The sequence below is a fragment of the Glycomyces amatae genome (assembly GCF_020991375.1).
In the GTDB taxonomy this organism is placed as follows: Bacteria; Actinomycetota; Actinomycetes; order Mycobacteriales; family Micromonosporaceae; genus Glycomyces; species Glycomyces amatae.
Genome location: NZ_JAJLQZ010000013.1, coordinates 39674 through 64290, shown reverse-complemented (window position 1 = coordinate 64290; position 24617 = coordinate 39674). Strand labels below are relative to the sequence as shown.

23 protein-coding genes and 1 pseudogene are annotated in these 24617 nt (G+C 74.5%); 6 read left to right on the top strand and 18 right to left on the bottom strand.

Going from position 1 to position 24617, the window contains the following annotated elements; genetic code table 11:
- Positions 1 to 239 precede the first annotated feature (239 nt).
- From LO763_RS18995 to LO763_RS18985, 3 genes are all read left to right on the top strand, one after another.
- Positions 240 to 1328: an alcohol dehydrogenase catalytic domain-containing protein gene (locus tag LO763_RS18995; protein WP_230787328.1), complete on the top strand. Its 1089-nt coding sequence runs from the start codon at positions 240 to 242 to the stop codon at positions 1326 to 1328.
- 62 nt (positions 1329 to 1390) lie between these two features.
- Positions 1391 to 2143, top strand: a complete 753-nt coding sequence (gene fabG, locus LO763_RS18990) for a 3-oxoacyl-ACP reductase FabG (protein ID WP_230787324.1) — start codon at positions 1391 to 1393, stop codon at positions 2141 to 2143.
- Positions 2140 to 2601 (top strand): MaoC family dehydratase, encoded by a 462-nt coding sequence (locus LO763_RS18985; protein WP_230787321.1) that lies wholly within the window; start codon positions 2140 to 2142, stop codon positions 2599 to 2601. Before fabG ends, LO763_RS18985 begins: the two co-directional genes overlap by 4 nt.
- A 247-nt stretch (positions 2602 to 2848) precedes the next feature.
- Here LO763_RS18985 and LO763_RS18980 read toward each other — a convergent pair whose 3' ends face one another.
- Together LO763_RS18980 and LO763_RS18975 are read right to left on the bottom strand one after the other, a co-directional pair.
- Positions 2849 to 4072 (bottom strand): acetyl-CoA C-acetyltransferase, encoded by a 1224-nt coding sequence (locus LO763_RS18980; RefSeq protein ID WP_230787318.1) that lies wholly within the window; start codon positions 4070 to 4072, stop codon positions 2849 to 2851.
- 181 nt (positions 4073 to 4253) lie between these two features.
- Positions 4254 to 5582 carry an acyl-CoA dehydrogenase family protein gene (locus LO763_RS18975; RefSeq protein ID WP_230787315.1) on the bottom strand — a complete coding sequence of 443 codons (1329 nt, stop codon included), beginning with the start codon at positions 5580 to 5582 and terminating at the stop codon, positions 4254 to 4256.
- Positions 5583 to 5671: 89 nt separating this feature from the next.
- Here LO763_RS18975 and LO763_RS18970 point away from each other — a divergent pair, with 89 nt between their 5' ends.
- Positions 5672 to 6100, top strand: coding sequence for an acyl-CoA thioesterase (locus LO763_RS18970; protein ID WP_230787312.1), 429 nt, complete (start codon positions 5672 to 5674; stop codon positions 6098 to 6100).
- A 17-nt stretch (positions 6101 to 6117) separates the two neighbouring features.
- Here the strand turns inward: LO763_RS18970 and LO763_RS18965 are convergent, their stop codons facing one another.
- The 12 genes from LO763_RS18965 to LO763_RS18910 form a co-directional block, all read right to left on the bottom strand.
- Positions 6118 to 7704, bottom strand: a complete 1587-nt coding sequence (locus LO763_RS18965) for an AMP-binding protein (protein ID WP_230787309.1) — start codon at positions 7702 to 7704, stop codon at positions 6118 to 6120.
- Positions 7701 to 8939: an acyl-CoA dehydrogenase family protein gene (locus LO763_RS18960; RefSeq protein WP_230787305.1), complete on the bottom strand. Its 1239-nt coding sequence runs from the start codon at positions 8937 to 8939 to the stop codon at positions 7701 to 7703. Before LO763_RS18960 ends, LO763_RS18965 begins: the two co-directional genes overlap by 4 nt.
- The gene (locus LO763_RS18955; protein ID WP_230787302.1) at positions 8915 to 9970 is read right to left on the bottom strand and encodes a phosphotransferase family protein; all 1056 of its coding nucleotides are present in this window, start codon (positions 9968 to 9970) and stop codon (positions 8915 to 8917) included. The genes LO763_RS18960 and LO763_RS18955 overlap by 25 nt, the downstream gene beginning before the upstream one ends.
- A gap of 52 nt (positions 9971 to 10022) precedes the next feature.
- The gene (locus tag LO763_RS18950; protein ID WP_230787299.1) at positions 10023 to 11276 is read right to left on the bottom strand and encodes an ABC transporter substrate-binding protein; all 1254 of its coding nucleotides are present in this window, start codon (positions 11274 to 11276) and stop codon (positions 10023 to 10025) included.
- Positions 11277 to 11281: 5 nt separating this feature from the next.
- A complete protein-coding gene (locus LO763_RS18945) occupies positions 11282 to 12295 on the bottom strand; it encodes a branched-chain amino acid ABC transporter permease (RefSeq protein WP_230787296.1) in 1014 nt (337 codons plus the stop codon).
- Positions 12292 to 13170: a branched-chain amino acid ABC transporter permease gene (locus LO763_RS18940; protein ID WP_230787293.1), complete on the bottom strand. Its 879-nt coding sequence runs from the start codon at positions 13168 to 13170 to the stop codon at positions 12292 to 12294. Before LO763_RS18940 ends, LO763_RS18945 begins: the two co-directional genes overlap by 4 nt.
- A gap of 226 nt (positions 13171 to 13396) precedes the next feature.
- Entirely contained in the window at positions 13397 to 14113 is a 717-nt protein-coding gene (locus LO763_RS18935; RefSeq protein WP_230787290.1) for an ABC transporter ATP-binding protein, read from the bottom strand.
- Positions 14110 to 14997 (bottom strand): ABC transporter ATP-binding protein, encoded by an 888-nt coding sequence (locus LO763_RS18930; protein WP_230787287.1) that lies wholly within the window; start codon positions 14995 to 14997, stop codon positions 14110 to 14112. The genes LO763_RS18935 and LO763_RS18930 overlap by 4 nt, the downstream gene beginning before the upstream one ends.
- Before the next feature lie 119 nt (positions 14998 to 15116).
- Positions 15117 to 15851 carry a glucose 1-dehydrogenase gene (locus tag LO763_RS18925; RefSeq protein WP_230787283.1) on the bottom strand — a complete coding sequence of 245 codons (735 nt, stop codon included), beginning with the start codon at positions 15849 to 15851 and terminating at the stop codon, positions 15117 to 15119.
- Positions 15848 to 16816, bottom strand: coding sequence for an NADPH:quinone oxidoreductase family protein (locus tag LO763_RS18920; RefSeq protein WP_369432032.1), 969 nt, complete (start codon positions 16814 to 16816; stop codon positions 15848 to 15850). The genes LO763_RS18925 and LO763_RS18920 overlap by 4 nt, the downstream gene beginning before the upstream one ends.
- A gap of 40 nt (positions 16817 to 16856) precedes the next feature.
- A complete protein-coding gene (locus LO763_RS18915; RefSeq protein WP_230787278.1) occupies positions 16857 to 17441 on the bottom strand; it encodes a TetR/AcrR family transcriptional regulator in 585 nt (194 codons plus the stop codon).
- Positions 17442 to 17453: 12 nt separating this feature from the next.
- A complete protein-coding gene (locus LO763_RS18910) occupies positions 17454 to 18194 on the bottom strand; it encodes an SDR family oxidoreductase (protein ID WP_230787275.1) in 741 nt (246 codons plus the stop codon).
- Between the two features lie 460 nt (positions 18195 to 18654).
- Between LO763_RS18910 and LO763_RS18905 the strand changes: the two genes are divergently transcribed.
- Positions 18655 to 19509: a class I SAM-dependent methyltransferase gene (locus LO763_RS18905; RefSeq protein WP_230787272.1), complete on the top strand. Its 855-nt coding sequence runs from the start codon at positions 18655 to 18657 to the stop codon at positions 19507 to 19509.
- Between the two features lie 168 nt (positions 19510 to 19677).
- Positions 19678 to 19890: pseudogene (locus LO763_RS18900) on the top strand (GNAT family N-acetyltransferase); the annotation flags it as partial.
- Positions 19891 to 19920: 30 nt separating this feature from the next.
- Here the strand turns inward: LO763_RS18900 and LO763_RS18895 are convergent.
- The 4 genes from LO763_RS18895 to LO763_RS18880 all read right to left on the bottom strand — a co-directional run bounded on the left by LO763_RS18895 (position 19921) and on the right by LO763_RS18880 (position 24598).
- Entirely contained in the window at positions 19921 to 21126 is a 1206-nt protein-coding gene (locus tag LO763_RS18895; RefSeq protein ID WP_230787267.1) for an ROK family transcriptional regulator, read from the bottom strand.
- Positions 21123 to 22022: a DUF6807 domain-containing protein gene (locus LO763_RS18890; protein ID WP_230787264.1), complete on the bottom strand. Its 900-nt coding sequence runs from the start codon at positions 22020 to 22022 to the stop codon at positions 21123 to 21125. Before LO763_RS18890 ends, LO763_RS18895 begins: the two co-directional genes overlap by 4 nt.
- Before the next feature lie 184 nt (positions 22023 to 22206).
- Positions 22207 to 23100: a DUF6807 domain-containing protein gene (locus LO763_RS18885; protein WP_230787261.1), complete on the bottom strand. Its 894-nt coding sequence runs from the start codon at positions 23098 to 23100 to the stop codon at positions 22207 to 22209.
- Positions 23090 to 24598 (bottom strand): glycoside hydrolase family 43 protein, encoded by a 1509-nt coding sequence (locus tag LO763_RS18880; protein WP_230787258.1) that lies wholly within the window; start codon positions 24596 to 24598, stop codon positions 23090 to 23092. Before LO763_RS18880 ends, LO763_RS18885 begins: the two co-directional genes overlap by 11 nt.
- Between the last annotated feature and the right edge of the window lie 19 nt (positions 24599 to 24617).

Genomic DNA, 24617 nt, shown 5'->3' with positions numbered 1-24617 from the left:
CCGAGACGGTCACCGCCCGGTCCCTGCGGCGATGTCGTACCCCTCGGGCACTGTTGATTCGGGGGGACCTGCGAACCGCGATCCTCTTCAGTGCGCCCGCAATTCGCTCCCGCCCCGCCTCCCCCATGGCGCCGCCACATGCGCGGCCGCACTGCCCCGGCTTCGCTCGAGGGTGCGGGTAGCATCACAAACCGACTGGACGGTATGCTACTAAGAGTCCCGTCGACGAGGAGGTCGCCGTGCAGATCACCGGTGCCGTACTGGAGCGCTGCGGCGCGCCCGCGCCCTTCGCGCGGTCGCGGCCGATCACGATCGGACCGCTCGAACTCGACCCCCCGGGCCCCGGCGAGCTGCTGGTGCGCATCGAGGCCGCGGGCGTCTGCCACTCCGACCTGTCCGTAGTGGACGGCAGCCGCATCCGCCCGGTGCCGATGCTCCTGGGCCACGAGGCCGCCGGGATCGTCGAAGAGGCCGGGCCCGGCGCGGGGATCGCGGCCGGGCGGCGGGTCGTGATGACGTTCCTGCCCCGGTGCGGGCAGTGCGCGGAGTGCCGCACGAACGGGCGGCTCCCGTGCGCGACCGGCAGCGCCGCGAACGCCGCCGGGACCCTCGTCGGCGGCGGCGTCCGGTTGCGGCGCAACGGGACCGCGGTCAACCACCACCTCGGCGTCAGCGCCTTCGCCACGCACGCGGTGGTCGCCGCCGCCTCCGTGGTGCCCGTGGACGACGACGTGCCGCCCGACATCGCCGCGCTCCTGGGCTGCGCCGTGCTCACCGGCGGCGGCGCGGTCGTCAACGCCGGGCGGCCCGCGCCCGGCCAGACCGTCGCCGTGGTGGGCCTCGGCGGCGTCGGCACCGCCGCGCTCCTCGTCGCGAAGGCCCTGGGGCACGAGGTGATCGGCGTCGACACCGTGCCGGCGAAACTCGCGACCGCCCGGGAGCTCGGCGCGGAGGCGATGACGCCCGAAGCGGCGGCCGGACTGAAGGCCCCGGTCGTCATCGAGGCCGCGGGCGCCGCCCGCGCCTTCGAGACCGCCTACGCGCTCACCGCGCCCGGCGGCACCACCGTCACCGTCGGCCTGCCCCGCCCCGACGACCGCGCCGGCATCGCGCCGCTCTCGCTCACCGCCGAGGCTCGCACCGTCATCGGCTCCTACCTCGGCTCGGCCGTCCCCGGCGACGACGTCCCGCGGTACGTCGACCTCTGGCGCGCAGGGCGACTGCCGCTCGAACGGCTCGTCTCCGACCGCATCGGCCTCGACGGGCTCCCCGCGGCGCTGGACCGCCTCGCCGCGGGCGAGGCGCTGCGCCAGCTCATCGTCTTCTGAACCGGGCGTTCCGGTTCCCGCGAACGACCATCGACCAGTCCGCACAGAAAGGCAAGACCGCCATGACTTCACGCACCGCCGTCGTCACCGGCGCCGCGCGCGGCATCGGGGCCGCCACGGCCCGCCGCCTCGCCGCCGACGGCCACGCCGTCGCCGTCCTCGACCTGAACGAAGCCGACGCGCAGGCCACTGCGAAGGCGATCGGAGCGGCCGGGGGCACCGCGCTCGCGGTCGGCGCCGACGTCGCGGACGAGGCCGCCGTCGCGAGCGCCGTCGAGCGCGTCGCCGCCGAACTCGGCCCGCCGCAGATCCTCGTCAACAACGCCGGGATCCTCCGCGACAACCTGCTGTTCAAGATGACCGCGGGCGACTGGGACGCGGTGATGGGCGTGCACCTGCGGGGCGCGTTCCTCATGAGCCGCGCCGTCCAGGCCCACATGGTCGAGGCGCGGTGGGGCCGGATCGTGAACCTCTCCAGCACGTCGGCGCTCGGCAACCGCGGCCAGGCGAACTACGCGGCCGCGAAGGCCGGGATGCAGGGCCTCACCAAGACGCTCGCGATCGAGCTGGGGAGGTTCGGGATCACCGCGAACGCGGTCGCGCCCGGGTTCATCGAGACCGAGATGACGAAGGCGACCGCCGAGCGCATCGGGGTGCCGTTCGAGGACTTCCTCGCGCACGCGGCGAAGGAGGCCCCGGTGGGGCGGGTCGGGCGGCCGGAGGACATCGCGGCCGCGGTGGCGTACTTCTGCTCGGAGGACGCCGGGTTCGTCTCGGGTCAGGTCCTCTACGTGGCGGGAGGGCCGAAGGCGTGAGTCCTCAGATCAGCGTCCCCTCCCCCGCCGGGCTCGCCGCCGCGGTGGGCGCCGAGGCGACCGGCGAGTGGCTCGCCGTGGACCAGGCGCGCATCGACGCGTTCGCCGATGCGACCGGGGACCACCAGTGGATCCACGTCGACCCGGAGCGGGCGAAGGCGGGCCCGTTCGGCGCGCCGATCGCGCACGGGTACCTGACGCTGTCGCTGCTGCCGCGGCTCACGAAGGGGCTGTTCGACATCGGCGGGCTCGCCATGTCGGTGAACTACGGGCTCGACCGGCTCAGGTTCCTCCAGCCGGTGGCGGCCGGGTCGCGCGTGCGCGCGGTCGTGAAGCTCGCGTCGGCGGAGCCGACCGGGCGCGGCGTGCGCGCCGGGTACGCGGTGACGGTGGAGATCGAGGGGTCCGGGAAGCCGGCGCTCGTGGCCGAGACCATCACCCTGTACGTGCCCGCCTGAACCGGACTGACGAGCGTCGCTCCGCGCTGCCCCGAAGGGTTCGAGGGCAGCGCGGAGCGGGGGTTAGTCGGCGGGTTTCCCGACTTATTCGCGGGCCCCCGGTTCAACTACCGTGCCACAGGGGTGTGACAGCGCCGCGTGCGTCGCTCGGTTCACGTGTTGGCGAGCGCAGGTCCCGAGTACTGCTCGCGTCTGGTGGCGCAAGAGCGGCGCGGCCCTTGTGGAGCCGCGCCGCTTTCCGTGTGAATCAAAGTCGTTCGAGCACCATCGCCATGCCTTGGCCGCCGCCGACGCACATCGTCTCCAGGCCGTAGCGTCCGCCGGTGTCGGCGAGGGCGTTCAGGAGCGTCGAGGTGATCCGGGCGCCGGTCATCCCGAACGGGTGCCCGACCGCGATCGCGCCGCCGTTGACGTTCAGCCGGTCCTCGTCGACGCCGAGCTCCCTCGCGGAGGGGATCACCTGCGCGGCGAACGCCTCGTTGATCTCCACCAGGTCGATGTCCCCGATGCCCAGGCCCGCCAGGGCGAGCGCCCGCCGCGACGCCTCGACGGGGCCCAGGCCCATGATCTCCGGGGACAGGCCGCTGACGCCCGTGGAGACGATGCGCGCCAGCGGCTCGACGCCCAGCTCCTCGACCATGCGCTCGGAGACCACGACCACGGCCGCGGCGCCGTCGTTGAGCGGGCAGGCGTTCCCGGCGGTGACGGTCCCGTCCGGGCGGAACACCGGGTCGAGTCCGGCGAGCTTCTCGACCGTGGTGCCCGGGCGGGGCCCGTCGTCGGCGCTGACGACGGTGCCGTCGGCGAGGGTCACCGGCGTGATGTCGCGGGCCCAGAAGCCCGCGGTGATCGCGCGCTCGGCCCGCTGCTGGCTGCGGGCGGCGAAGGCGTCCTGCTCCTCGCGGGTGACCCCGCAGCGGGCGGCGACGTTCTCGGCGGTCTGGCCCATGGCGATGTAAGGGTCCGGGAGCAGGCCCTTCTCGCGCGGGTCGGTCCACTCGGGATCGCCGCCGCCCGCCCGCCTCGCGGTCCGGCTCAACGCGTCCGCGAAGACGGGGTTCTCCAGTACGGCCCCGGGGATGGCGTCGCTGGAGCCGATGTCCATGCCGCTGACCGATTCGACGCCGGCGGAGACGAACACGTCGCCCTCGCCGGCCTTGATCGCGTGGAAGGCCATGCGGGTGGTCTGGAGGCTGGAGGAGCAGTAGCGGGTGACGGTGGCGCCGGGCACGGTGTCCCAGCCGAGCATGACGGCCACGATGCGGGCCATGTTCATGCCCTGCCTGCCGCCGGGCAGGCCGCACCCGAGGAGCAGGTCGTCCACCATGGACGACTCCAGGCCCGGGACCTTCGCGACGGCCGCGCGGACCATCTGCGCGGCGAGGTCGTCGGCACGGGCGTCCTTGAGCGATCCTTTGTGGGCGCGCCCGATGGGCGAGCGCGCGGTCGCGGCGATGTAGGCCTCGGTCATGGCGGTTCCTTGTCGTGTGGTCGGAGTGCGGATGCGGCGGTTTCGGAGTGCGGATGCGGCGGCTGTCGCCGGCTCGGGTCCGGCGTCCCGCGGATGTCGGACCCCTCGCGTACGTTCGAGCCGGGGGCGCCTGAGCGAGTCCGTTTTGCGAAGACGCTCCCGGACGCTCCCGACCGCCGGGCTACGGGACGAACGCCTGGACGCCGGTGATCGCCCGGCCGACGATCAGGGTGTTCATGTCGCGGGTGCCCTCGTAGGAGTAGACGGCCTCGGCGTCGGCGAAGTGCCGGGCGACGCCGTGGTCGAGTTGGATGCCGTTGCCGCCCAGTACTTCGCGGCAGCGGGCCACGACCTCCCTCATGCGGGTGGTGCAGAAGGCCTTGGCCATCGCGGCGTGCTCGTCGCGCTGGCGCCCTTCGTCCTCCATGGCGGAGACGCGGGCGCACACGGCGATGGACGCGGTGACGTCGGCGAGCGAGTCGGCGAGTTTGGCCTGCACGAGCTGGTAGGAGGCGATGGGGCGGCCGAACTGCTCGCGCTCCTTCGCGTACCGCACGGCGGCCTCGTAGGCGCCCACGGCGATGCCCACGGCCTCCCAGGCGACCCCGGCGCGGGTCAGGCGCAGGATCTTGGCGACGTCGCGGAACGAGTCGATCCGCTGGAGGCGGTCGGCCTCGCGGACCTCGACGCCCTCGAGGGTGATGTCGGCGTTCTGGACCGAGCGCAGCGACTGCTTGCGCTCGATCTTGCGGGCGGTGAAGCCCGGCGCGCCCTTGCGGACGAGGAAGCCCTTGACGCGGTCGTCGGCGGTGTCCTTGGCCCAGATGACGACGACGTCGGCGAAGGTGGCGTTGCCGATCCAGCGCTTGGCGCCGTCGAGGACCCAGGTGTCGCCGCGGCGGGTCGCGGTGGTGCGCAGGCCGCGGGAGACGTCGGAGCCCGCGTCGGGCTCGGTGAGGCCGAACGCGCCGATGGCCTCGCCGCTGCCCATGGGCGGCAGCCATTCGGCGCGCTGGGCCGGGGAGCCGCCGACGCCGATGGCGCCCATGGCGAGGCCGGAGGTGACGCCGACGAAGGTGGCGAAGGAGGCGTCGACGCGGGCGAGTTCGAGCGCGGCCCAGCCGCGGAAGACGGCGCTGTTGGGGAAGCGGGCGGTCTCGGGCCACATGGTGCCGATGACGCCGGTCGCGGCGATGCCGGGGATGAGGTGGTGGGGGAACTCGGCGCGTTCCCAGTAGTCGTCGGCGATGGGGCGGACCTCGGTCTCCATGAACGCGCGCAGCCGGAGCGCGGCCTCGCGCTCGACGGGGGTGAGCAGGTCCTGGAAGGCGTAGAAGTCGGCGTCGAGCACGGTCCCGGCGCCGTCGCCCCCGGCCGGTGCGGCGCCTGCTGCCGCGCCGGCCGCCTTCGCTTCCGCCGTCTTCGGCGACGCGGCGGCGGGCGGCGCCGCAGCGGGCACCGCCTCGGCGGGCGCTGCCCCGAGCGGTCCTGTCGTGGGCGGCACTGTCATCGTGGTGCTCCTCTCGTCGCGAGCCGGTCGAACCGACCGGTCGGTATGCAGCTAGTATGCGTGGGACCCTCTCCCCGTAAGGAGCGCCAGTGACCTACCGCCATCCGTTCCCGCTGCGCTGGAACGACAACGACCAGTACGGCCACATGAACAACACCGTGTACTACGAGGCGATGGACTCCGCGGTCAACACCTGGATGATGCGCCGCGCGGCCCTGGACCCCGCCGGGGAGGTCATCGGGCTGGCCCGGGCCTCGTCGTGCGAGTTCCTGGCCCCGGCCTCGTTCCCCGAGTCCCTGGAGGTCGACGTGGCCGTGGCCCGCCTCGGCACCACGTCGATCACGTGGGACCTGGCGATCCTGCGCGAGGGCGCGCCCGACCGGGGCGCGCCGCTGGCGCTGGGACGGTTCACGCACGTGTTCGTAGACCGCGAGCGGCGCCGCCCGGTGCCGGTGCCCGCGCCGATCCGCGCCGCCGTCGAGGCGGAGCTGCGGATCGGCGAGGACGCCCGGGCATAGGCGGCGCGGACCACGGCCTAGCCCCCGTACGTCTTCTGGAGCTCGCGCTTGAGGACCTTCCCGCTCGGCCCGAGCGGGAGCTCCCCCACCACGTGCACCACGCGCGGGTACTTGTAGGCGGCCACCTTCTCCTTCATGTACGCCACGACCTCGGCGGCGTCGACGTCCGCGCCCTCGGCGGGGACGACCGCGGCGTGCACCTCCTGGCCGTGCGTCTCGTGCGGCACCCCGAAGACCGCCGCGATGGACACCGCCGGGTGGCGCGCGAGCACGGCCTCCACCTCGGTCGGGTACACGTTGTAGCCGTTGCGGATGATCATGTCCTTCTTGCGGTCGACAATGGTCACCACGCCTTCGGCGGAGACGGTGCCGAGGTCGCCGGTGCGGAACCAGCCGTCGATCACGGCCGCCGCGGTGGCGTCGGGGCGGCCGAGGTAGCCCTTCATGAGGTTGTGGCCGCGCACCACGACCTCCCCCAGCTCGCCGGGTTCGGCCAGGAGGTCGATGCGGTCCTCGGTCTCGGCGTCGGCGACCGCGACGTCCACGCCCCACAGGCTCGTGCCCACCGTGCCGGGCCGGATCGGGGCCCCCACGTTGTTGAACGTGGCGGTCGGGGAGGTCTCGGTGAGCCCGTAGCCCTCGTGGACCTGCGCGCCGAAGGTCGCCTCGAACGCCTCCAGGAGCGCCACCGGCAGGGCCGCGCCGCCGGAGACGGCGTAGCGCAGCGGCGGGCGCTCGGGGTTGCGCTTGGCGGCCTCGACGATCTGCGCGAAGTTGGTCGGGACGGCGGTGAAGACCGTGGCCCGGTGCTCGACCAGGAGCCGCAGCGCCTCGTCGGGGTCGAACTTGGGCAGCAGGATGATCGCGGCCCCGCGCCGGAAGCCGATGTTCATCACGGCCATCTGCCCGAAGGAGTGGAAGAACGGCAGCCCGCCGTAGAGCACGTCGTCGCGGCGCACGTCGAAGGAGTCGATGAGGGCGCAGTGGACCTGCTCGATCATCGCCAGGTGGGAGCCGACGGCGCCCTTGGGGGTGCCGGTGGTGCCGGAGGTGTAGAGCACGGTGGCGGCCGCGAGCGGGTTCACCGCGACGTGGCGTTCGATCGGTTCGGCCTGTGCCGCTTCGGCTTCGAGGCGCGCGACGGGGGCGCCGCCGACCTCCAGGCCCTCGGGGGCCAGGACCGTGGCGAGCGGGACGCCGGCGCGGGCGGCGGCCGGGGCCGCCTCGGCGAGGAGCGGCGCGGCGGCCACGAGGAGGTCGGCCTCGGCGTCCTTCAGGACGAACGCGATCTCGTCGGACTTGAACAGCAGGTGGATCGGGACGACGACGGCGCCGAGGGCGAGCGCGGCGTAGTAGACGCGGGGGAAGTCGGGGACGTTGGGCACGAGCATCGCGACGCGCGAGCCGCGCCCGACGCCGCGGGCGGCGAGCGCGCCCGCGTAGGCGCGGGTCTGGTCCCACAGGGCGCCGTAGGTCACCGTGTGGCCCATGAAGAGCAGGGCGGGCGTGTCGGGCCTGCGGCGGGCGGTCTCGGCGAGGATGGCCGCGATCGAGAGGGTCCCCTCGCCGGGTCCGTCGATCGCCTGGTCGTGTTGGTGCGTCATTGCACGACTCCTTCCAGAGTGGATTTCGGCCGGAGCTCGGCTCTGCCGAGTGCGGCCAGGTGGACCTCGTCGGGGCCGTCGGCCAGTCGCATGGCCCGGCTCGCGGCGAACATCTCGGCGAGCGGGTGGTCGCCGCTGAGGCCGGCCGCTCCGAAGAGCTGGACGGCGCGGTCGAGGATGCGCTCGACGGCTCGGGGGACGGCGATCTTGATCGCCTGGATCTCTCGCCGCGCTTCGCGGTTGCCGACGGTGTCCATGAGCCAGGCGGTCTTGAGCACGAGGAGGCGCAGGGCCTCGATCTCGACGCGGGCCTCGGCGGCCCAGGTGCGCACGACGCCCTGGCGGGCGAGCGGCCCGCCGAAGGCGATGCGCTCGTTGGCCCTGCCGCGCACCAGGTCGAGGGCGCGTTCGGCCATGCCGAGGGCCCGCATGCAGTGGTGGACGCGGCCGGGGCCGAGGCGGGCCTGGGCGATCGCGAAGCCCTCGCCTTCGGCGCCGAGGAGGTTCGCGGCGGGGACGCGGACGTCGTCGAAGACGATCTCGGCGTGGCCGCCGTGGTCGCGGTCGTCGTAGCCGAGGACGGTGAGCGGGCGGACCACGGTGACGCCGGGGGTCTCGCGCGGGACGAGGACCATGGACTGCTGGCGGTGGCGGGCCCCGTCCGGGTCGGTCTTGCCCATGACGATGAGGAGCCGGCAGTCGGGGTTCATGGCGCCGGTGGCGAACCACTTGCGGCCGTTGACCACGTACTCGCCGCCTTCGCCGTGGATGCGGGTGCCGATCTGGGAGGCGTCCGAGGAGGCGGTGCCGGGTTCGGTCATGCAGAACGCGGAGCGGATGCGCGCCTCCAGGAGCGGCTCGAGCCACTGCTCGCGCTGCTCGGGGGTGCCGAAGTGGGCCAGGAGCTCCATGTTGCCGGTGTCCGGTGCGGCGCAGTTCATCGCGGCCGGGGCGAGGCGGGGGCTGCGGCCGGTGAGCTCGGCGACGGGCGCGTAGCGCAGGTTGGAGAGGCCGCCGCCGTATCCGTGCTCGCCGGGCGGCAGGAACAGGTTCCACAGGCCCCGCTCGCGCGCGGCCGCCTGGAGCCCGCGCACGACGGGCCGGACGGTCCAGTCGTCCGGGGTCGCCGCGACCTGCGCGGCGAGCACGGGTTCGGCGGGCAGCACGTCCTTCTCGATGAAGGACCGCGCTTCGTCCGCGAAGGCGCGGGTCATCTCGTCGGGTCGGAAATCCACAGGCCCTCCTCGGCCAGGGGCGCGACGAGCGCGCCGATGCGGTCGAAACCCTCGCCGACGGTCTGCCCGCCGACGAAGCGGTAGTGGACGCCTTCGAGGATCACCGCCAGTTTGTAGCAGGCGAAGGCGCGGTACCAGCCCAATTCGGGGACGTCGACGCCGGCGCGGGCGGCGTAGGCGTCCACGACCTCCGCGAACTCGGGGTAGCCCGCGCCGGGGACGATCGCCCCGGCCGCGGCCTCGCCGCCGGCCAGTTCCCTGATGTGCCAGTACATGCCGAGCATCCCCAGGTCCACGAGGGGGTCGCCGAGGGTGGCCATCTCCCAGTCGAGGACGGCGGCGACGCGCGGTTCGCCGGGGGGCCCGGCGACGAGCATGTTGTCGAGCCGGTAGTCGCCGTGGACGATCCCCGAGCGCGCCCGGCCGCCCGGGACGGTGGCGGCCAGGCGCTCCTGGAGCCGGTCGAGGGCGGGCTGCTCGCGCGAGCGCGAGGCCTCGTACTGGCGCCGCCACGTCCGCATCTGCCGCTCCAGGTACCCCTCGGGGCGGCCGAAGCCGTCCAGGCCGACCGACCCGGGGTCGACCGCGTGGAGGTCCGCGAGGATCTCCGCGACGCCGATCCCGAGCCGGTGCAGGCCCTCGGGGGTCCAGGACGCGTTGCGCGAGGGGTCGTCGAGCACGGTGCCCTCGACGTGCTCCATGACGAAGAAGACCGTGCCCGTGACCTCGCCCGCCGCGACGTCGTCCACGACGTCCACTGTAGATGGCACGGGGACGAGGCCGCGCAGGGCCGAGATGACCCGGTGCTCGCGGCGCATGTCGTGCGCCGTGGGGAGGGCGTGGCCCAGCGGGGGGCGGCGCAGCACCAGGGGCGTCTTCGCGCCGTCCACCCGGTAGGTGAGGTTCGAGCGCCCGCCGTCGATGAGGGACGCGCGCAGCGGCCCCTCCCCGGCGAGCCCGGGGTGCTCCCGGGCCAGCCACCGGCCGAGCCCGGCCACGTCCAGGCCCGGCACACCGTTCGCCTCGGTCATCGGTCTCCTTGCTCCTCTGGGGGTCTCGCGACCCGGATGGGTTCGTCCGGGGCTATCCCGGGATGCCCTCGTTCTCCAACGGGACGGGGCTCGGCTCGACGGGCGCCACGGCGCCGCCGGACACCTCGTAGGCGGTGCCCACGTAGTCCTGGACGCCCTCGTCCACCACCGTGATCCCGACGCCCCGGTAGGCGGCGTGGTCGTCGGCGCCGTACGAGAGCGGCAGGATGCCGTTGCCGAGCAGGTCGCCCGACTCGACGGCGTCCACGAGGGACTCGCGGGTGGGGTCCTCTCCCGCGGCGGCCAGCGCCTCGGCGAACAGGTAACCGACGCTCATGCCGAAGACGGTGTTGCCGGTGAACGGCGCGCCGTCGTTGTACTCCTCGTTGATCCGCTCGAACAGCGCGACCCACTCGCCGTCGGGGCTGAACGGCAGGTAGTTGACGCTCACCATGCCCTGGAGGAGGGCCGGGGCGAGGTCCTCGCCGAGGTATCCGGCGAGGGTCGGGTAGTCGGCGCCCGAGGACGAGACGTACCACTTGGGGAACCACTCCATCTGCGCGGCCGTGCCGACCGCCATCGCGGTGAACCCGTTGATGGTGCCGAGCACGTTGACCTCGCACCCGGCCGCCATCATGGCGCCCGTCTGGGCGGTCAGGTCCTCCGCCGAGGTCGTGTAGGTCTGGACCTCGGTGACGGCGTTGGAGCCGATGACGGTCTCGACGCCCTCGACGATGCCCTCGCCGTAGTCGTCGTCCTGGCCGAGCACGCAGATCTTCGCGTCAGGGGCCTGCTCGACCGCGTACTGGGCGAGGGCGGCGCCCTCGGTGACGTAGTCGGCGTTGAACGCGAACGTGTTCTCGTAGACGCCCGGCTGGTTCCAGGTGAGCGAGCCGGAGGAGACGAACAGGTCGGGGACGCCCTGCTGGTCGAGGTAGTCCAGGACCGAGGAGTGGGTGGGGGTGCCGAGGCCGTTGACGACGGCGAACACCTTCTCCTCGGTGACGAGCTCGCGCACGGCGGTCTGGGTCGCGGCGGGGTCGTACGCGTCGTCCTTGACGACGTACTCGATGGAGCGGCCGTGGATGCCGCCGTTGTCGTTGACGTAGGCGAAGTAGGCCGCGGTGGCGGCCGAGATCGTGGAGTACCCGGCGGCGGCCGGGCCGGTCAGCGGCTGGTGGGTCCCGATGGTCACCGTGTCGTCGGTGACGCCGGGGACCGACTCGTCGCCGCCGGGGGTGCTGCACGCGGTCAGCGCGAGCGCCGCCGCGGCCGCGGCCGCGGTCCTGATGGTGGTGGTTCGCATTCCGATCACCTCTCTGTGGTCGTGGAAGGGGTTGCGAAGCGGGAGGGCCGGGCGGCGCGGAGCCGGTCGAGCAGGCGGGCCGCGCCGCCCGGCCAGGCGAGGGTCATCGCGACGAGGCCCGCGCCGAAGAGCAGCACGGCGAGGTTCCCGTCCAGGCGCTGCCCGAAGTCCGAAGGAGCGAGGGCCACCAGTTCGTCGACAGCCCAAGGGAGGACGACCACCAGGACGGACCCGATGGCGGCCCCGCCGATGCTGCCGAGGCCGCCGACGACGGCGGCGACGACGAGCAGGAGGGAGAACGCCAGGCCGTAGCCGCCGGGGGTGACCTGCTGGGTCGCGACGGCGAGGACGGCGCCGCCGAGCCCGGCCGGGATCGCGCTGATCCAGAACGCTCCGGCCTTCACCAGGCCGGGGTCCACACCGGACAGGCGGGCGGCGGTCTCGTCGTCCAGCACCGCCCGCATCCGCAGTCCGGCCCGGCCGGAGCGGAGCATGACCAGGGGCGTGACGGCGAGGGCGGCGATGGCGACGGCGAGCCAGGCGTGCCACTGCTCGACCGCGATGAGGGCCGAGAGCCCTTCGGGGACGGCGAAGAACGGGGCGCGGGCGCCCTGGTCGCCGCCGAGCGGCAGGGTGCTGGCGGCCGAGGGCAGGGCGATCACGAGCGCGAGCGTCAGTCCCGCGAGGTAGGGGCCCCGCAGCCGCGCGGCGGCCATGCCGAGCAGGAGCCCGAGCAGGCCCGAGACCGCGGCGGCGGCGGCGAGCCCGGCGAGGAGCGCCAGCGGCCAGGGGGCCTCGACCGCCGTGGCGGCGAACGCGAAGCCGTAGCCGCCCGCGGCCATGAGGACCGCGTGGCCGAGCGAGAGCTGGCCGGTGAGTCCGACGAGGACGGTGAGCCCGGCGACGGCCGCGAAGCACGCCGCCGCGGTGGCGAGCTGGTAGTTGCGGAAGGGGTCGAGGCCGAAGGTCGCGCCGATCGCGATCGCGGTGACGAGCAGGGCGCGCAAGGGGGTCTTCATGCGGTCCGGGCCTCCTTGGCGCTGAAGACGCCGCCGGGTCGCACCAGCAGCACGAGGGTGAGCAGGGCCAGCACCGCGAGCGGCGCGGCGGCCGCGGAGGCGTAGCCGGTGACGAGGCTGACGAGCAGGCCGACGCCGATCCCGGCCAGGAGCGCGCCGGCCGGCGAGTCGAGGCCGCCGATGACGGCGACGGCGAACGCGTTGACGAACAGGAGGTCGGCGGCGTGCGGGTTGAGCCCGAGCTCGGTGGGCACCAGCAGGAGTGCGGCGAGGGCGGCCGTGGCGACGGCGAGGGCCCAGCCGAGGGTGACCATGCGGGGCACCCGCACGCCCAGGAGCCGGGAGGTCTCGGGAGCGAAGGCGGCGGCCCGCAGCTGGAGCCCGAGGGAGGTCCGTCCGAACAGGAGCGCGAGACCGCCCATGACCGCGGCGGCGGCCACGAGCGTGAACAGGTCGTAGGGGGAGAGGACGGGGACGCCGCCGATGATGAAGGGCCGCTCGGAGAACGGCGGGTGCATGGGCCGGTGCTCGGGCCCGAAGGCGATCGCGAGGCCCGCTTGGAGGACCATGACCAGGCCGATGGCGACGATGATGCCCGGCAGCGGGGCGTGCGCGGGGAGGCGGCGCATGAGGCCGCGTTCGACGGCGGCGCCGAGGAGCGCGCCGGAGGCGAGCCCGGTGAGCAGGCCGGCCCAGTAGGAGCCGGTGGCGGCGGTGACGGCGAAGGCCGCGTAGACGGCGGCCGCGGCCATGGCCGCCTGCGCGAAGTTCACGACGCGGGCGGCGCGCCAGACGATGACCAGGGAGAGGGCGAAGAGCGCCAGGACGGCGCCGCGCGCGAGCCCGGCGGAGAACAGGAAGACGAAGCGGTCCATCAGCGCACCTCGGATTCGCGCGGCAGGGGGGCGGAGCGTCGGACCGCCGGGACCCGCCGATCGCGGCGACCGGCGGCGGAGGCCGACGCCGCGAGGCGTCGTCCTCTCGGCGGCCTCGGGTCGCGGCGACGGGCCGGGGAGGCGGAGCGGACACGGCGTCGGTCTGTCAGCCTCGCCCGGTGGGGTCGAAGGTCGGCGGATGCGGAGCGGGTTTGGCGTCGGTCCATCAGAACCCCAGGTAGGCGTGGCGGAGGGCGGGGTCGGCGGCGAGGTCGGCGGCCGGGCGGTCGGCGACGACCGCGCCGAGGGCGAGCACGACGCCGCGCCGGGCCACCGACAGGGCGCCGGTGACGTTCTGCTCGGCGAGGAGCACGGTGAGGCCGGTGCGGGCGGCGGTGGCGCGCAGGACGCCGAGGAGCTGCGCGGTCGCCTGCGGGGCGAGGCCGAGCGACGGTTCGTCGAGGAGCAGCACCTCGGGCCGGGCCAGGAGGGCGCGGGCGAGCGCGAGCATCTGGCGCTCGCCGCCGGAGAGGGTGTGCCCGGCGGCGTGGCGGCGCCGGTCCAGCGGCGGGAAGAGGGCGTACATCTCCTCGACGGCGGCCTTGCGGGCGCGGGCGCGGTGGCGCCACAGCCCGCCGAGGCGGAGGTTCTCGTCCACGGTGAGCTCGACGACGACGCTGCGGCCCTCGGGGACGAGCGACAGGCCGGAGCGCACGCGGTCTTCAGTGGACATGCGGGTGAGGTCGCGGCCGCCGAGCAGCACGCGGCCGGAGCGGGCGGGTTCGAGCCCGGCGAGGGCGCGGAGCAGCGTGGTCTTCCCGGCGCCGTTGGCGCCGAGGAGCGCGACGACCGAGCCTTCGGCCACCTCCAGTCCGAGCCCGTCGATGACCGGGGCGCCGCCGCCGTAACCGACGGTCAGGTCGTGAAAAACCAAGGCGCTCATGCGGTCCCGCCTTCCCCGGCGGGCCCTTGCGGTTCGCTGCGGTGGGCATGCGCTTCGGTCGCAACGGAGATGTCGGCGGTGCTGGGGCGCGGTGCGCCGCCCCGCGCGGGCGGGTGCCCGGCCCCGCCGCTCTGCGGCGGCTCGGCCGCCGCGTTCACCGCCTCCAGCCCCAGGTACGCCGCCTCGACCGCCGGGTCCCTCCGCACCTCCTCCGGGCTTCCCGCGGCGATGACCTCGCCGAAGTCCAGCACCACGATCCGGTCCGCCACGTCCATGACGAAGTCGACGTGGTGCTCCACCAGCAGCACCGCGCACCCCTCGCCCGCCACTCGGCGCACCGTCTCGGCGAGCGCCTCGATGTCGGCCGCGCCCAGGCCCCCGGCGGGCTCGTCGAGGAGGAGCAGCCTCGGGTCCGCCGCGAGCGCCCGCGCGAGGGCGACCCGCTTGCGCTCGGGGTACGGCAGCGTCCCGGCGGACCGGTCGGCCAGGTCCAGCAGGCCGAGCTCCGCGAGCCGGTCCCGGGCGCGCGCCGCGGCGTCCTCGGCGCGCAGGCTCGAGAGCGGCACGAGCACGTTCTCGAGCACCGTCATGCGCTCGAACAGCCCGAGGCCCTGGAGCGTCCGGGCCACGCCCGCCGCGAGGAGTCCGGTGGTCCTCGCCGGGGCGGGCCGTCCGCCGATGCGCACGTTCCCCTTGCGGGGCTTCACGATGCCGCACACGGCGTTGAACACGGTGGTCTTGCCGGCGCCGTTGGGGCCGATGAGGGCGACGGTCTCGCCGTCGCGCACCTCGAAGGAGACGCCGCCGAGCGCGGTGAGGCCGCCGAAGGCCACTTCGAGGCCGTCCACTTCGAGCCTCGGGGCGGTGGGGGGAGGGGTCGTCATCGTCGTACTCGCACCTCTTCGTGTCGGAGTAGTGTCACCATACCCTGAATACCGACCGGACGGTATGTGCTGAGGACAGTGAATCCATATCGATATCTCGGCAGGTCTGAACAGGGGGCTTATGTGTGCGGGATGCCGGCGGTCATGCCGCCGTCCACCACGATCTCGGTGCCCGTGAGGTACGCCGAGGCGTCGCTCGCGAGGAACACGACCGCGCCCGCCGGGTCCCCCGGCGCGCCCGGGCGCCCCAGCGGGATCACGAGCCGGTCGGGGTCGATCCGGGTGGTCATGTCGGTGGCGATGAAGCCGGGGTGGACCGAGTTGACCCGGACGCCGTCCGGCCCGAGCTCCACCGCGAGCGACTTCGTCAGGCCGCGCACCGCGAACTTCGAAGCGGTGTAGCCGTGGAGGCGCACGCTGCCGCGCAGCCCCTCCACTGAGGAGACGTTGACGATCGAGCCGCGCCCGGCGGCCTTCATCGCCGGGACCACCGCCCGGCAGCCCAGGAACGTCCCGGTGAGGTTCACACTGATGACCGCGTTCCACTTCTCGAGGGTGAAGTGCTCGATCGGCGCGGCGTTGGCGATCCCGGCGTTGTTCACCAGGACGTCCACCGCCCCGAACGCGTCGAGGGTCGCGGCGACGGCGCGCTCCCAGGCGTCCTCGTCGGTGACGTCGAGCTCGACGAAGCGCGCCTCATCGCCGAGCTCGTCGGCGAGCGCCTTGCCCCGGTCGGCGAGCACGTCGGCGACGACCACGCGCGCCCCGGCCTCGCGGAGCGCGCGCACGTACGCCTCCCCGATGCCCTTCGCGCCGCCGGTCACGATCGCCACGCGCCCTTGCAGGTCCGTCACGCGTCCGCCTTGACCACGAGCCGCCCGGTCGTGCCGCCGCCCGCGAGCCGCTGCACGGCCGCGGCCGCCTCGGCGAAGTCCACGACCTCGCCGACGACGGGCCGCACGGCCCCCTCCCCCGCGAGGCGGGTCAGCTCGGCGTGGGCCTCGGCCACCAGGTCCGGCCGGCGCTTCTGGTACAGGGCCCAGTGGAGGCCCAGGACGCTGTAGTTCTTGACCAGGGCGAGGTCCGCGCGCACCGGCGGCACCGCGCCGGAGGCGAAGCCGACGACCACGATGCGGCCCTCGAACGCGACGCAGCGCGTCGAGCCCTCGAAGGCCTTGCCGCCCACCGGGTCGAAGACGACCTCGGCGCCGCCGAAGCCCTTGACCGCCTCGATCCACGCGTCGTCGCGCAGCAGCACCTCGGCGGCCCCCGCGTCCTTGGCGACCGGCACCTTGGCGACCGAGCCGACGACGCCGATCACCGTGGCCCCCGCGGCGGCCCCGAGCTGACAGGCCGCGGTGCCGACCCCGCCGGCGGCGGCGTGCACGAGCAGCGTCTCTCCACGCTGGAGCCGGGCTCGGCGGTGGAGGCCGAACCACGCGGTCTGGTAGGCGATGAGGAGCGCGGCCGCGGCCGCGTCGTCCAGCGCGTCGGGCGCCGGGTGCACCGACCACGCGGGCACGGCCGCGTACTCGGCCATCACGCCGATCTTGGAGGCCACGACCCGCTGCCCCATTTGGACACCGGTGACGCCCTCGCCGAGGGCGACGACATCGCCGCACAGCTCGATGCCGGGGATGAACGGGAGGTCGGGCCGCTCCTGGTACTGCCCGCGGGCGAGCAGCACGTCGGGGAAGTTCACGGCCACGGCGCGGGTCCGCAGCAGGACCTCGCCGGGCCCGGCCTCGGGCCGCTCGACCTCGTGGAGGCCCATGACCCGCTCGGGTTCGCCGTGGGCGGTGACCCGCCAGGCGCGCATGGTGTCGGCCATCGGTGCTCCTTACTCGTCGAAGGGGTGCTCAGGCATCGCCGCTCCTGATGCCGCGCAGGAACAGTTCGGTGAGCTGTGCGGCCACCTCGCCGCCGTCCTCGGGGCCGTCCGCGGAGAACCAGTTGGGCAGGTAGTGCACGTCGGAGAAGAAGTGCGCTATGAGGACGGAGGTCGACACGTCGGTGCGGAAGCGGCCCTCGGCCTTGCCGCGGTCGATCAGCTCGGCGAACTTGTCGTGGTACTCGCGCCTGCGGCGCTTGACCTCCTGCTGCCGCTCCGGGGTCAGCATGTGCTGGCTGCGGAAGAAGATCGTGCCCTCGGGGAGGAAGTCGATCGAGGTGAGGACCACGTCCTCGCACACGGCCCGCAGCACGTCCTCGGTCGCGCCCCCGGCGGCGGTGATCTCGTCCAGGCGCCGCTTCTGGAGCGAGAGCATCCGCTCGTAGATGGCGAAGAGGAGGTCGTCCTTGGAGGTGAAGTAGTGGTACATGGCGCCCTTGGTGACCCCCGCGGCCTCCACGATCTGCTGGACGCTGGTGTTGGCGTAGCCCTGCTCGGCGAACAGGCCGAGGGCGGCGCGCAGGACTTCGTCGGCCACGTTCTTGGTCTTCATGGATCTCATCCTTCACCAGGTGCGGCGGGCGCTCGCGCCGCCGTCCACCAGGATCGTCTGGCCGGTGACCCACGCGGCGTCCTCGGAGAGGAGGAACGCGGCCGGGCCGGCCACGTCGTCGGGCTCGCCGAGCCGCGCGAGCGGGTAGGCGCGGGCGGCCTGCTCCTCGCGGCCCTCGTAGAGCGCCTTGGAGAACCGGGACTTGACGACGGCGGGCGCGAGCGCGTTGACGCGCACGGCCGGGGCCAGCTCCTCGGCGAGCTGCTCGGTCTGGTTGATCAGGGCGGCCTTGGAGATCCCGTAGAAGCCGATGTTCGGGCTGGCGGCGGTGCCCGCAATGGAGGCCATGTTCACGACCGACCGGAGGCGCCCGGCGGCGACGGCCTCGCGCGTCCACGCGAGCGCGGCGATCACGTTGACCTCGAGGATCTTGCGGGCCGCGTCGAGGTCGAGCTCGGTGAGGGGCCCGTACGCGGGGTTGATCCCGGCGTTGTTGACGAGGTGGTCGAGGCCGCCGAAGCGCTCGACGGCGTGGGCGACGGCGGCGGCGCGGTGCTCGGCGTCGTCGGCCTTCCCGGCGGCGCCGGAGGCGCGGTCCTCGCCGAGCTCGGCGACGGCGGCCTTCAGGGCCTCCTCGTCGCGGCCGGTGATGACGACGGACGCGCCCTCGGACACGAGGCGGCGGGCGACGGCGAAGCCGATGCCCCTGCTCGCGCCGGTGACGAGGGCGACGCGGCCTTCGAACCTCTGCATGAACCACTCCAAACCGTCTGGTCGGTATGTGGATGACGGTACCATGTCCCGATGCTTCCCGAAAGTCTCAGGACCGATCCGGTTCACGCCACCGAGTCCAGGACTCGACCGGCCCGGGGCACCGGCGATCAGCGGCGAAACGGCGAGAGGTCCCTGCGGGAGCGCGGCTGAGGCCCGGCCGCATCGGACAAAGGCATCGAAAGCCCTAACTTAAGTATCGGACCCGCTACGCCGCAACAGGACTCGCGATCGTCCCCGCGCCCGGGCGTGTCGACCCGCGCCCGGAGACCATCCTCAGACACCACGCCCCACCGCCCACCCCCCTCGTCGCCGCCCGCCCGGACCCCGGCCCCACACGGCCCGTCCCGTCCCGCTGCTCGCCTCTCCGTCGCCGACCCTCCGAACGACGGCCGGCCCCGCACACCGCTCCGAAGCGCTCCCCTTTGGCTAGGGTGTCGGCATGGCGAATGAATCGATGCGGGAGAACTGGGCGACCGGCGCCGCCGGATGGGTCGCGAACCAGGCGCTCTTCGACGCCGTGTACGCGCCGGTGACGGCGGCGATCCTCGCGGAGGCCGCTCCGGCGGCCGGGCAGCGCGTGCTCGACGTCGGCTGCGGGACGGGGACGCTGCTGGAGCAGAGCGCCGCCGCGGGCGCCGAGGTCGTCGGCGTGGACATCGCCGAGGAGATGGCCGCGGCCGCGCGCCGCCGCGCCCCCGAGGCGACGGTGCTCGTGGCCGACGCGCAGACCGCCGACCTCCTCGCCGAGGCCCCCGGCGCGCCGTTCGACCGGGTCGTCTCGCGCTTCGGCGTCATGTTCTTCGAGGACCCGGCGGCCGCGTTCGCGAACCTCCGCCGGGCGGCCGCGCCCGGCGCGCGGCTCGTGTTCGCCTGCTGGCGGAGCGAAGCGGAGAACCCGGTGTTCAGCCACGGCACGAGCGTCCTCGCGGACCGGCTCGACCCGAAGCCCGAACCCGCCGATCCCGACGCGCCCGGGCCGACCGCGTTCGCCGATCCCGAGCGGCCCGCCTCGGTGCTGGCGGCCGCCGGGTGGGGCGCGGTGTCCGTGGACGCCTTCGACTTCATGTGCGACTACGGGATCGGCGGCAGCGACGGCGTCGAGGAGCGGCTCACCATGATCCTCGACGGCCGCACGGGCCGCCTCGCCCGGGAGCAGCTGGTGCAGCGCCTCGGCCCGGAGGGCTGGGAGTCCGCTGTGGACGAGGTGCGCGCCGAGCTGATCCGCCGCCTCGTGGACGGCGCCGTCAGGTTCCCGGTCGCGCTCTGGCTCGTCACCGCGACCAACCCGGCCTGAGCGGCGCGAGACCGCTGGCGCCGTGCCGCTCGACCGCACCGCTCGACCGCACCGTTCAACTGCACCGTTCAACCGCGCGTCGCGGGCCGCACGGTGATCGGCGCCCGCGCCGCGGCGACCTGCCGACCGCCCCTGACGAACTGAGCATGTGATCGCCGCCCGCGCGGCGTCGGCGACCTGCTGGTCGGCGAGGTGATCCGATGGGCCGAGGAGGCGGGCGCGTCGGTGCTCCGGCTGGCCGTCGCGGACGGCAACCGGGCCGCCGAAGCGCTCTACCGGCGGAACGGCTTCCGCGACACCGGCGGCCTCGGGGACCCGATGCCCGACGGGGCGGGCCGGGAACGACTCATGGAGAGGGAACTCGGCGCAGCGGCCGGATAGCGGCGCCCGGAGCCGGGCGGGCAGGACCCGCTACCGCTCCCTGGCGGCCAGCCAGGCGGCCGGGTCGGCTCCGATGTGGTCGATGACCGTCGCCGCGGCGCCGATCGCCGCCGCGTCCGGTCCCAGCGTCGCGGGCCGCACGGTGATCGGCGCCCACCCCGCCGAGAGCACCCGCTGGTTCACCTCGGCCTCCACTCCGGCGACGAGCCACGACGAGAGCAGCGCGTACGTCCCTCCCAACAGGATGGTGTCGATGTCGAGGAGGTTGAGCACGTTGGCGAGCGCGACCCCGAGCGCGTGCGCCGCGGCCTCCAGGGCCGCGAGGGTCTCGGGCCGTCCCGCGTCGGCCCGCGCGAGGACCGCCGCGTCCGCCGTGACCCCGGGGGGCGGGGCCTCGCCGCCGAGGATCGCCGCGAGGCTCGCATAGGTCTGGAGGCATCCCCTCGCGCCGCAGCGGCACGGCTTCCCGTCCGGGTCGACGGTGAGGTGCCCGAGCTCTCCGCCCCAGCCGTGCGACCCGCGCAGCGGGCGGCCGTCGAGGATGATCCCCGCCCCGATGTCGAGGCTGCCCGAGACGTACACGAAGTGGTCGGGCACGCCGTCGGTGTGCGACCTCGCCGCGCGCAGCTCGCCCTGCGCGGCGAGGTTCGCCTCGTTGTCGACCGCGCACACGAGCCCGAGGTGCCCGATCCGCTCGGTGAGGAGCGCCCCCGCGTCCACCGACCGCCAGCCGAGGGCGGGCGCGGTCCGCACGATCCCGCCGTCCGTGGGGCCCGGCACGGCGAGGGTCGCGGTGACGACGGTGAGGCCTTCGCGCGAGGCGGCGTCCACCGCTTCGGTCGCCATGCGCCCCAAGCGGTCGAGCACGGCCGGGGCCTCGGTGTCGGTGAACGGCGCGAACGCGAGGTGGCGCACCGAGCCGGTGAGGTCGACGACGCACGCGGCGAGGCCGTCGGTGCGGATGTCGAGCCCGAGCCCGGCCGGGCCGGAGCGGGAGAGCCGGAGCCCCATGCGGGGGCGGCCGGCGCGGCCGTCGGAGGTCGCGCCGGTCTCGGTGACGAGGCGCCCGGCGATGAGCTCCTCCACGATCCGCGTGATCGTGGGGCGGGTGAGCCCGGTCGCGGCGGCCAGTTCGGTGCGCGAGACCGGGGCCTCGGCGGCGAGCAGGCGCCGGAGCACGAGTTCGAGGTTGATGGCGCGCAGGCGCTCCTGCCTGGCGGGGTCGTCGGCCCTCATGCGGGCCGCGTCGCGTCGGCGAGCGCGGCGGCCGCGTCCGCGCTGAGGGTTCCGTCTGCCACGACAGCGAGGATATGCCGAGTGATCTGGGCGCCCGGCTCCAGCACCAGGGGGCGGTCCCAGGTGAGCGAGGAGCCGACCCCGAGGTAGTCGCGGGCGCGCACGAACCACCGGTCCCCGGCGGTCGTCGCGTCGGCGGCCAGGAACAGCACGGTCCACTCGCGTTCGGCCGCGTCGGCGCCGGAGACGGCCACCCACGGGGCGGTGGTGCCGTGGACGGCGCGCACGCCCGTCCCGGCCGGGCTGAGCACGCGCACGTCCCCGGTGGCGGCCGGTCCGCGCCAGAAGAAGCCCCCGTACCCGGCGCCGACGCGGCCGAGCGCGGCCGGGCTGCGGATCGGCAGCGGCCGGTCCGTCGCGTTCGTCAGCCTGGTCCGGAAGCCGAGGGTCCAGGCCTCGTCGTTCAAAGGGGCGCAGTCGATCGAGCGGCGCTCGCGCAGCAGCGCGGCCCCGTCCGCGTCGACCCACTGGAGCGTGTGCGCCAGCTCGGAGTCGGTGTGGCGCAGCCACCGCCGGTGCCGCTGGGCGCCGTGGTCGTCGAGCCAGGCGGGGCCGTGCCCGGCGACGAAGGTGCGCCCGCCCCAGAAGTTCCGCCCGCCGATGTCGGGCGCGGCGATCGAGATGCCGAGCTGGTGGGTGTGCGAGTGCGGCCTCGCGTCGGTGACGAGGCACCCGGCGAGGGTGCGCACGGGGTGGAGGAAGGGCCGGGGCGCGGTCGAGGCGGGCAGCTGCGAGCGCCACACGTAGCTGGCGACGTCGCGGCCGTCGACCTGCATGCGGACGGTGTCGGGCGGCCGGTCCGCGACCATCGACCGGGTCGTGCCGGAGTGCTCCATCGCGCCTCCAAGTCTCACGGGCGCCGCCGGTGCGGCGTCCGGCCGCGCGGGCGGCGTCCCATAGGGTCCGCGGTCCGTGTCCGGGCCCCGCGAGGCGCGGGGCCGGCGGCGGGCGTCGCCGTCGGCCGAAGGGTCCGGCCCGTCGACCGCATCGGATACATCCTATAGGATTTAACGTTCATATTCACGCTTCTCGAAGCGTGAAATCGGCGGTCGCGGTCTCGACCAGCTTCTCGACCGCCCGGGAGTCGAGCGCGCCGTCCGCGACCACCGTGATGATACGGCGCCGGGGGCCTTCGCCGGGGAGGGCTTTCAAGGGCTGGGACCAGGCGAGCGAGGGGCCGACGCCCACGTAGTCGCCGCCGCGCACGAACCACGGCTCGTCCGGTCCGGGCTCGGGGACGAACACGAGCGTCCACGGGTCGGGGCCGCGGGCGCTGAGGGCGAGCCAGGCGGCGCGGGCGCCGTGGAGGCGCTCCTCCCCCGCGGCGCCGGGGCCGAGGACGCGGACGCTGCGCAGGCCCCGCCGGGCCCGCCAGAAGAACCCGCCGTACCCGGCCCCGGTGCGGCCCTTGGCGCCCGGGCTCGAGATGAGCAGCGGCTCGTCGGTCAGGTTCCGCAGCGAGTACCGGAAGTCGAGGGCCCAGGCGCGGCCGTCGACCGGGCGGGCGGCGATGCGGCGGCGCTCGCGCAGGATCGCGGTGCCGTCGATGCGGGTCCAGCGCAGCTCGTGCGCGAGCACGGCGTCGGTACGGGCCTCCCAGCGGTGGTGCCGCTGCACGCCGTGGTTGGGCAGCGGCACCGACCCCTTGCCCCGCACGTAGGTGCGCCCGCCCCAGAAGTTCGCGCCGCCCACGTCCGGCACCGCGAGGCTCGCGCCGAGGTGGTGGAGGTGGTCGGGCGGCATCGCCTCGGTCACCTCCGTCCCGGCGAGGGTCCGCACAGGGTGCAGGAAGGGCCTGGGCGACAAGAGGTTCGGCGCATGGGGGCGCCAGACGTACTCGGCGACCGCCCTGCCGCCGAGCCGCAGCTCATGGGTCCGCACGAGGGAGGCCGCGTCGTCGGGCCTAGCCTTCATAGTCGCCCGCGCGGCCCTCGGTGACGCGCAGCGGGCCGAACTCCGCGGTCCCGGACACCAGCAGGTCCGCGGTGGTCGCGAACAGGCCGAGCGCGGCGCCGACCCAGCGGCCCTCGGTGGCCTGGAAGACCGGCCCGACCTGGCGGGGGACGGCGCCGGTGAGGAACCGGCAGCGGCCGCCGGCGTCGACGTCCACGCCGATGGCCGCGACGTCGTCGGCCGGTTCGCGCGCCGCGTCCTCCTCCGCGCCGCCCTCGCGGACCCGGTAGACCAGGTCGACGCCGTTCTCGGTGCGCTCCAGGCCGATCCACGCGTAGGTGTCGCCCACGACGGCGAGGCCCGCCCGGGCGCCGGGGCCCGCGTCGAGGCGCAGCAGGGTCCGGGCCTGGAACCGCTCGGCGGGCAGGCGCTGCCCCAGGAGGTTCGGCAGGAGCCGCAGGTCGCCGTCCGAGGGGAGGCAGGCGAGGCGCAGGCCGGAATCGGCGTTGCCCCAGTGGGGTTCGGGGTTGGCCTGCCAGGACCACTGCGGACCGATGCCGGTGGCGAAGTCGTCGGCGGCGTCCGGGGCGGCGACGGGCCCGCCCTCGCACGGCTTGGCGTGCGAGGCGACCGGTTCGCCCCCGTCGCCGATCACGGGCCAGCCGTCCTCGCCCCAGCGCATCGGCTGGAGGTGCACGACCCTGCCGTAGGGGCCCTTGTCCTGGAAGTGCAGGAACCAGTCCGATCCGTCCGCGGTGTCGACCCACGCGCCCTGGTGGGGACCGTTGACGTCGGTGCCGCCCTGCGCGAGGACGATGCGCCCCTCGTAGGGCCCGAAGGGGTCGCGGGAGCGGAACGCCGACTGCCAGCCCTCGGTGACGCCCCCGGCCGGGGCGAAGATCCAGTACCACTCGCCCCGCCGGTAGAACTTGGGGCCTTCGAGGGTCCGGTATCCGGGGAGCGCGTCGCCGTCGATCACGACGGCGCCCTCGTCCAGGAGCTCGGTGGCGTCGGGGCTCATGCGGTGCACGGTGAGGCGGTTGTTGATCCCGGCGCGGCTCTTGGCCCAGCCGTGCACGAGGTAGGCGCCGCCGTCCTCCGTCCACAGGGGGCAGGGGTCGATGAGGCCCTTGCCGGTCTTCAAGGCGTGCGGCACGGTCCAGGGGCCGACCGGGTCCTCGGCCGAGGTGACGAACAGGCCCCGGTCCGGGTCGGGGTAGACGATCCGGAAGCGGCCGCCGTGGTGGCGCAGGGCGGGGGCCCACACGCCGCCGCCGCGCTGCGGGGCCTGGAACTCGGCCTCGGGCTCGAGCCGGGCGAGGGCGTGGCCGATGATCGTCCAGTTCACCAGGTCGCGGCTGTGCAGGATCGGCAGGCCCGGCACGCGGTGGAAGCTGGAGGCGGTCATGTAGAAGTCGTCGCCCACCCGGATCGCGTCCGGGTCGGACCAGTCCGCGTGCAGGACGGGGTTGCGGTAGGTGCCGTCGCCGTTGTCGGCGGACCGGTGCGGTTGCTTCAAGTCGTTCCGTTCGTGATGC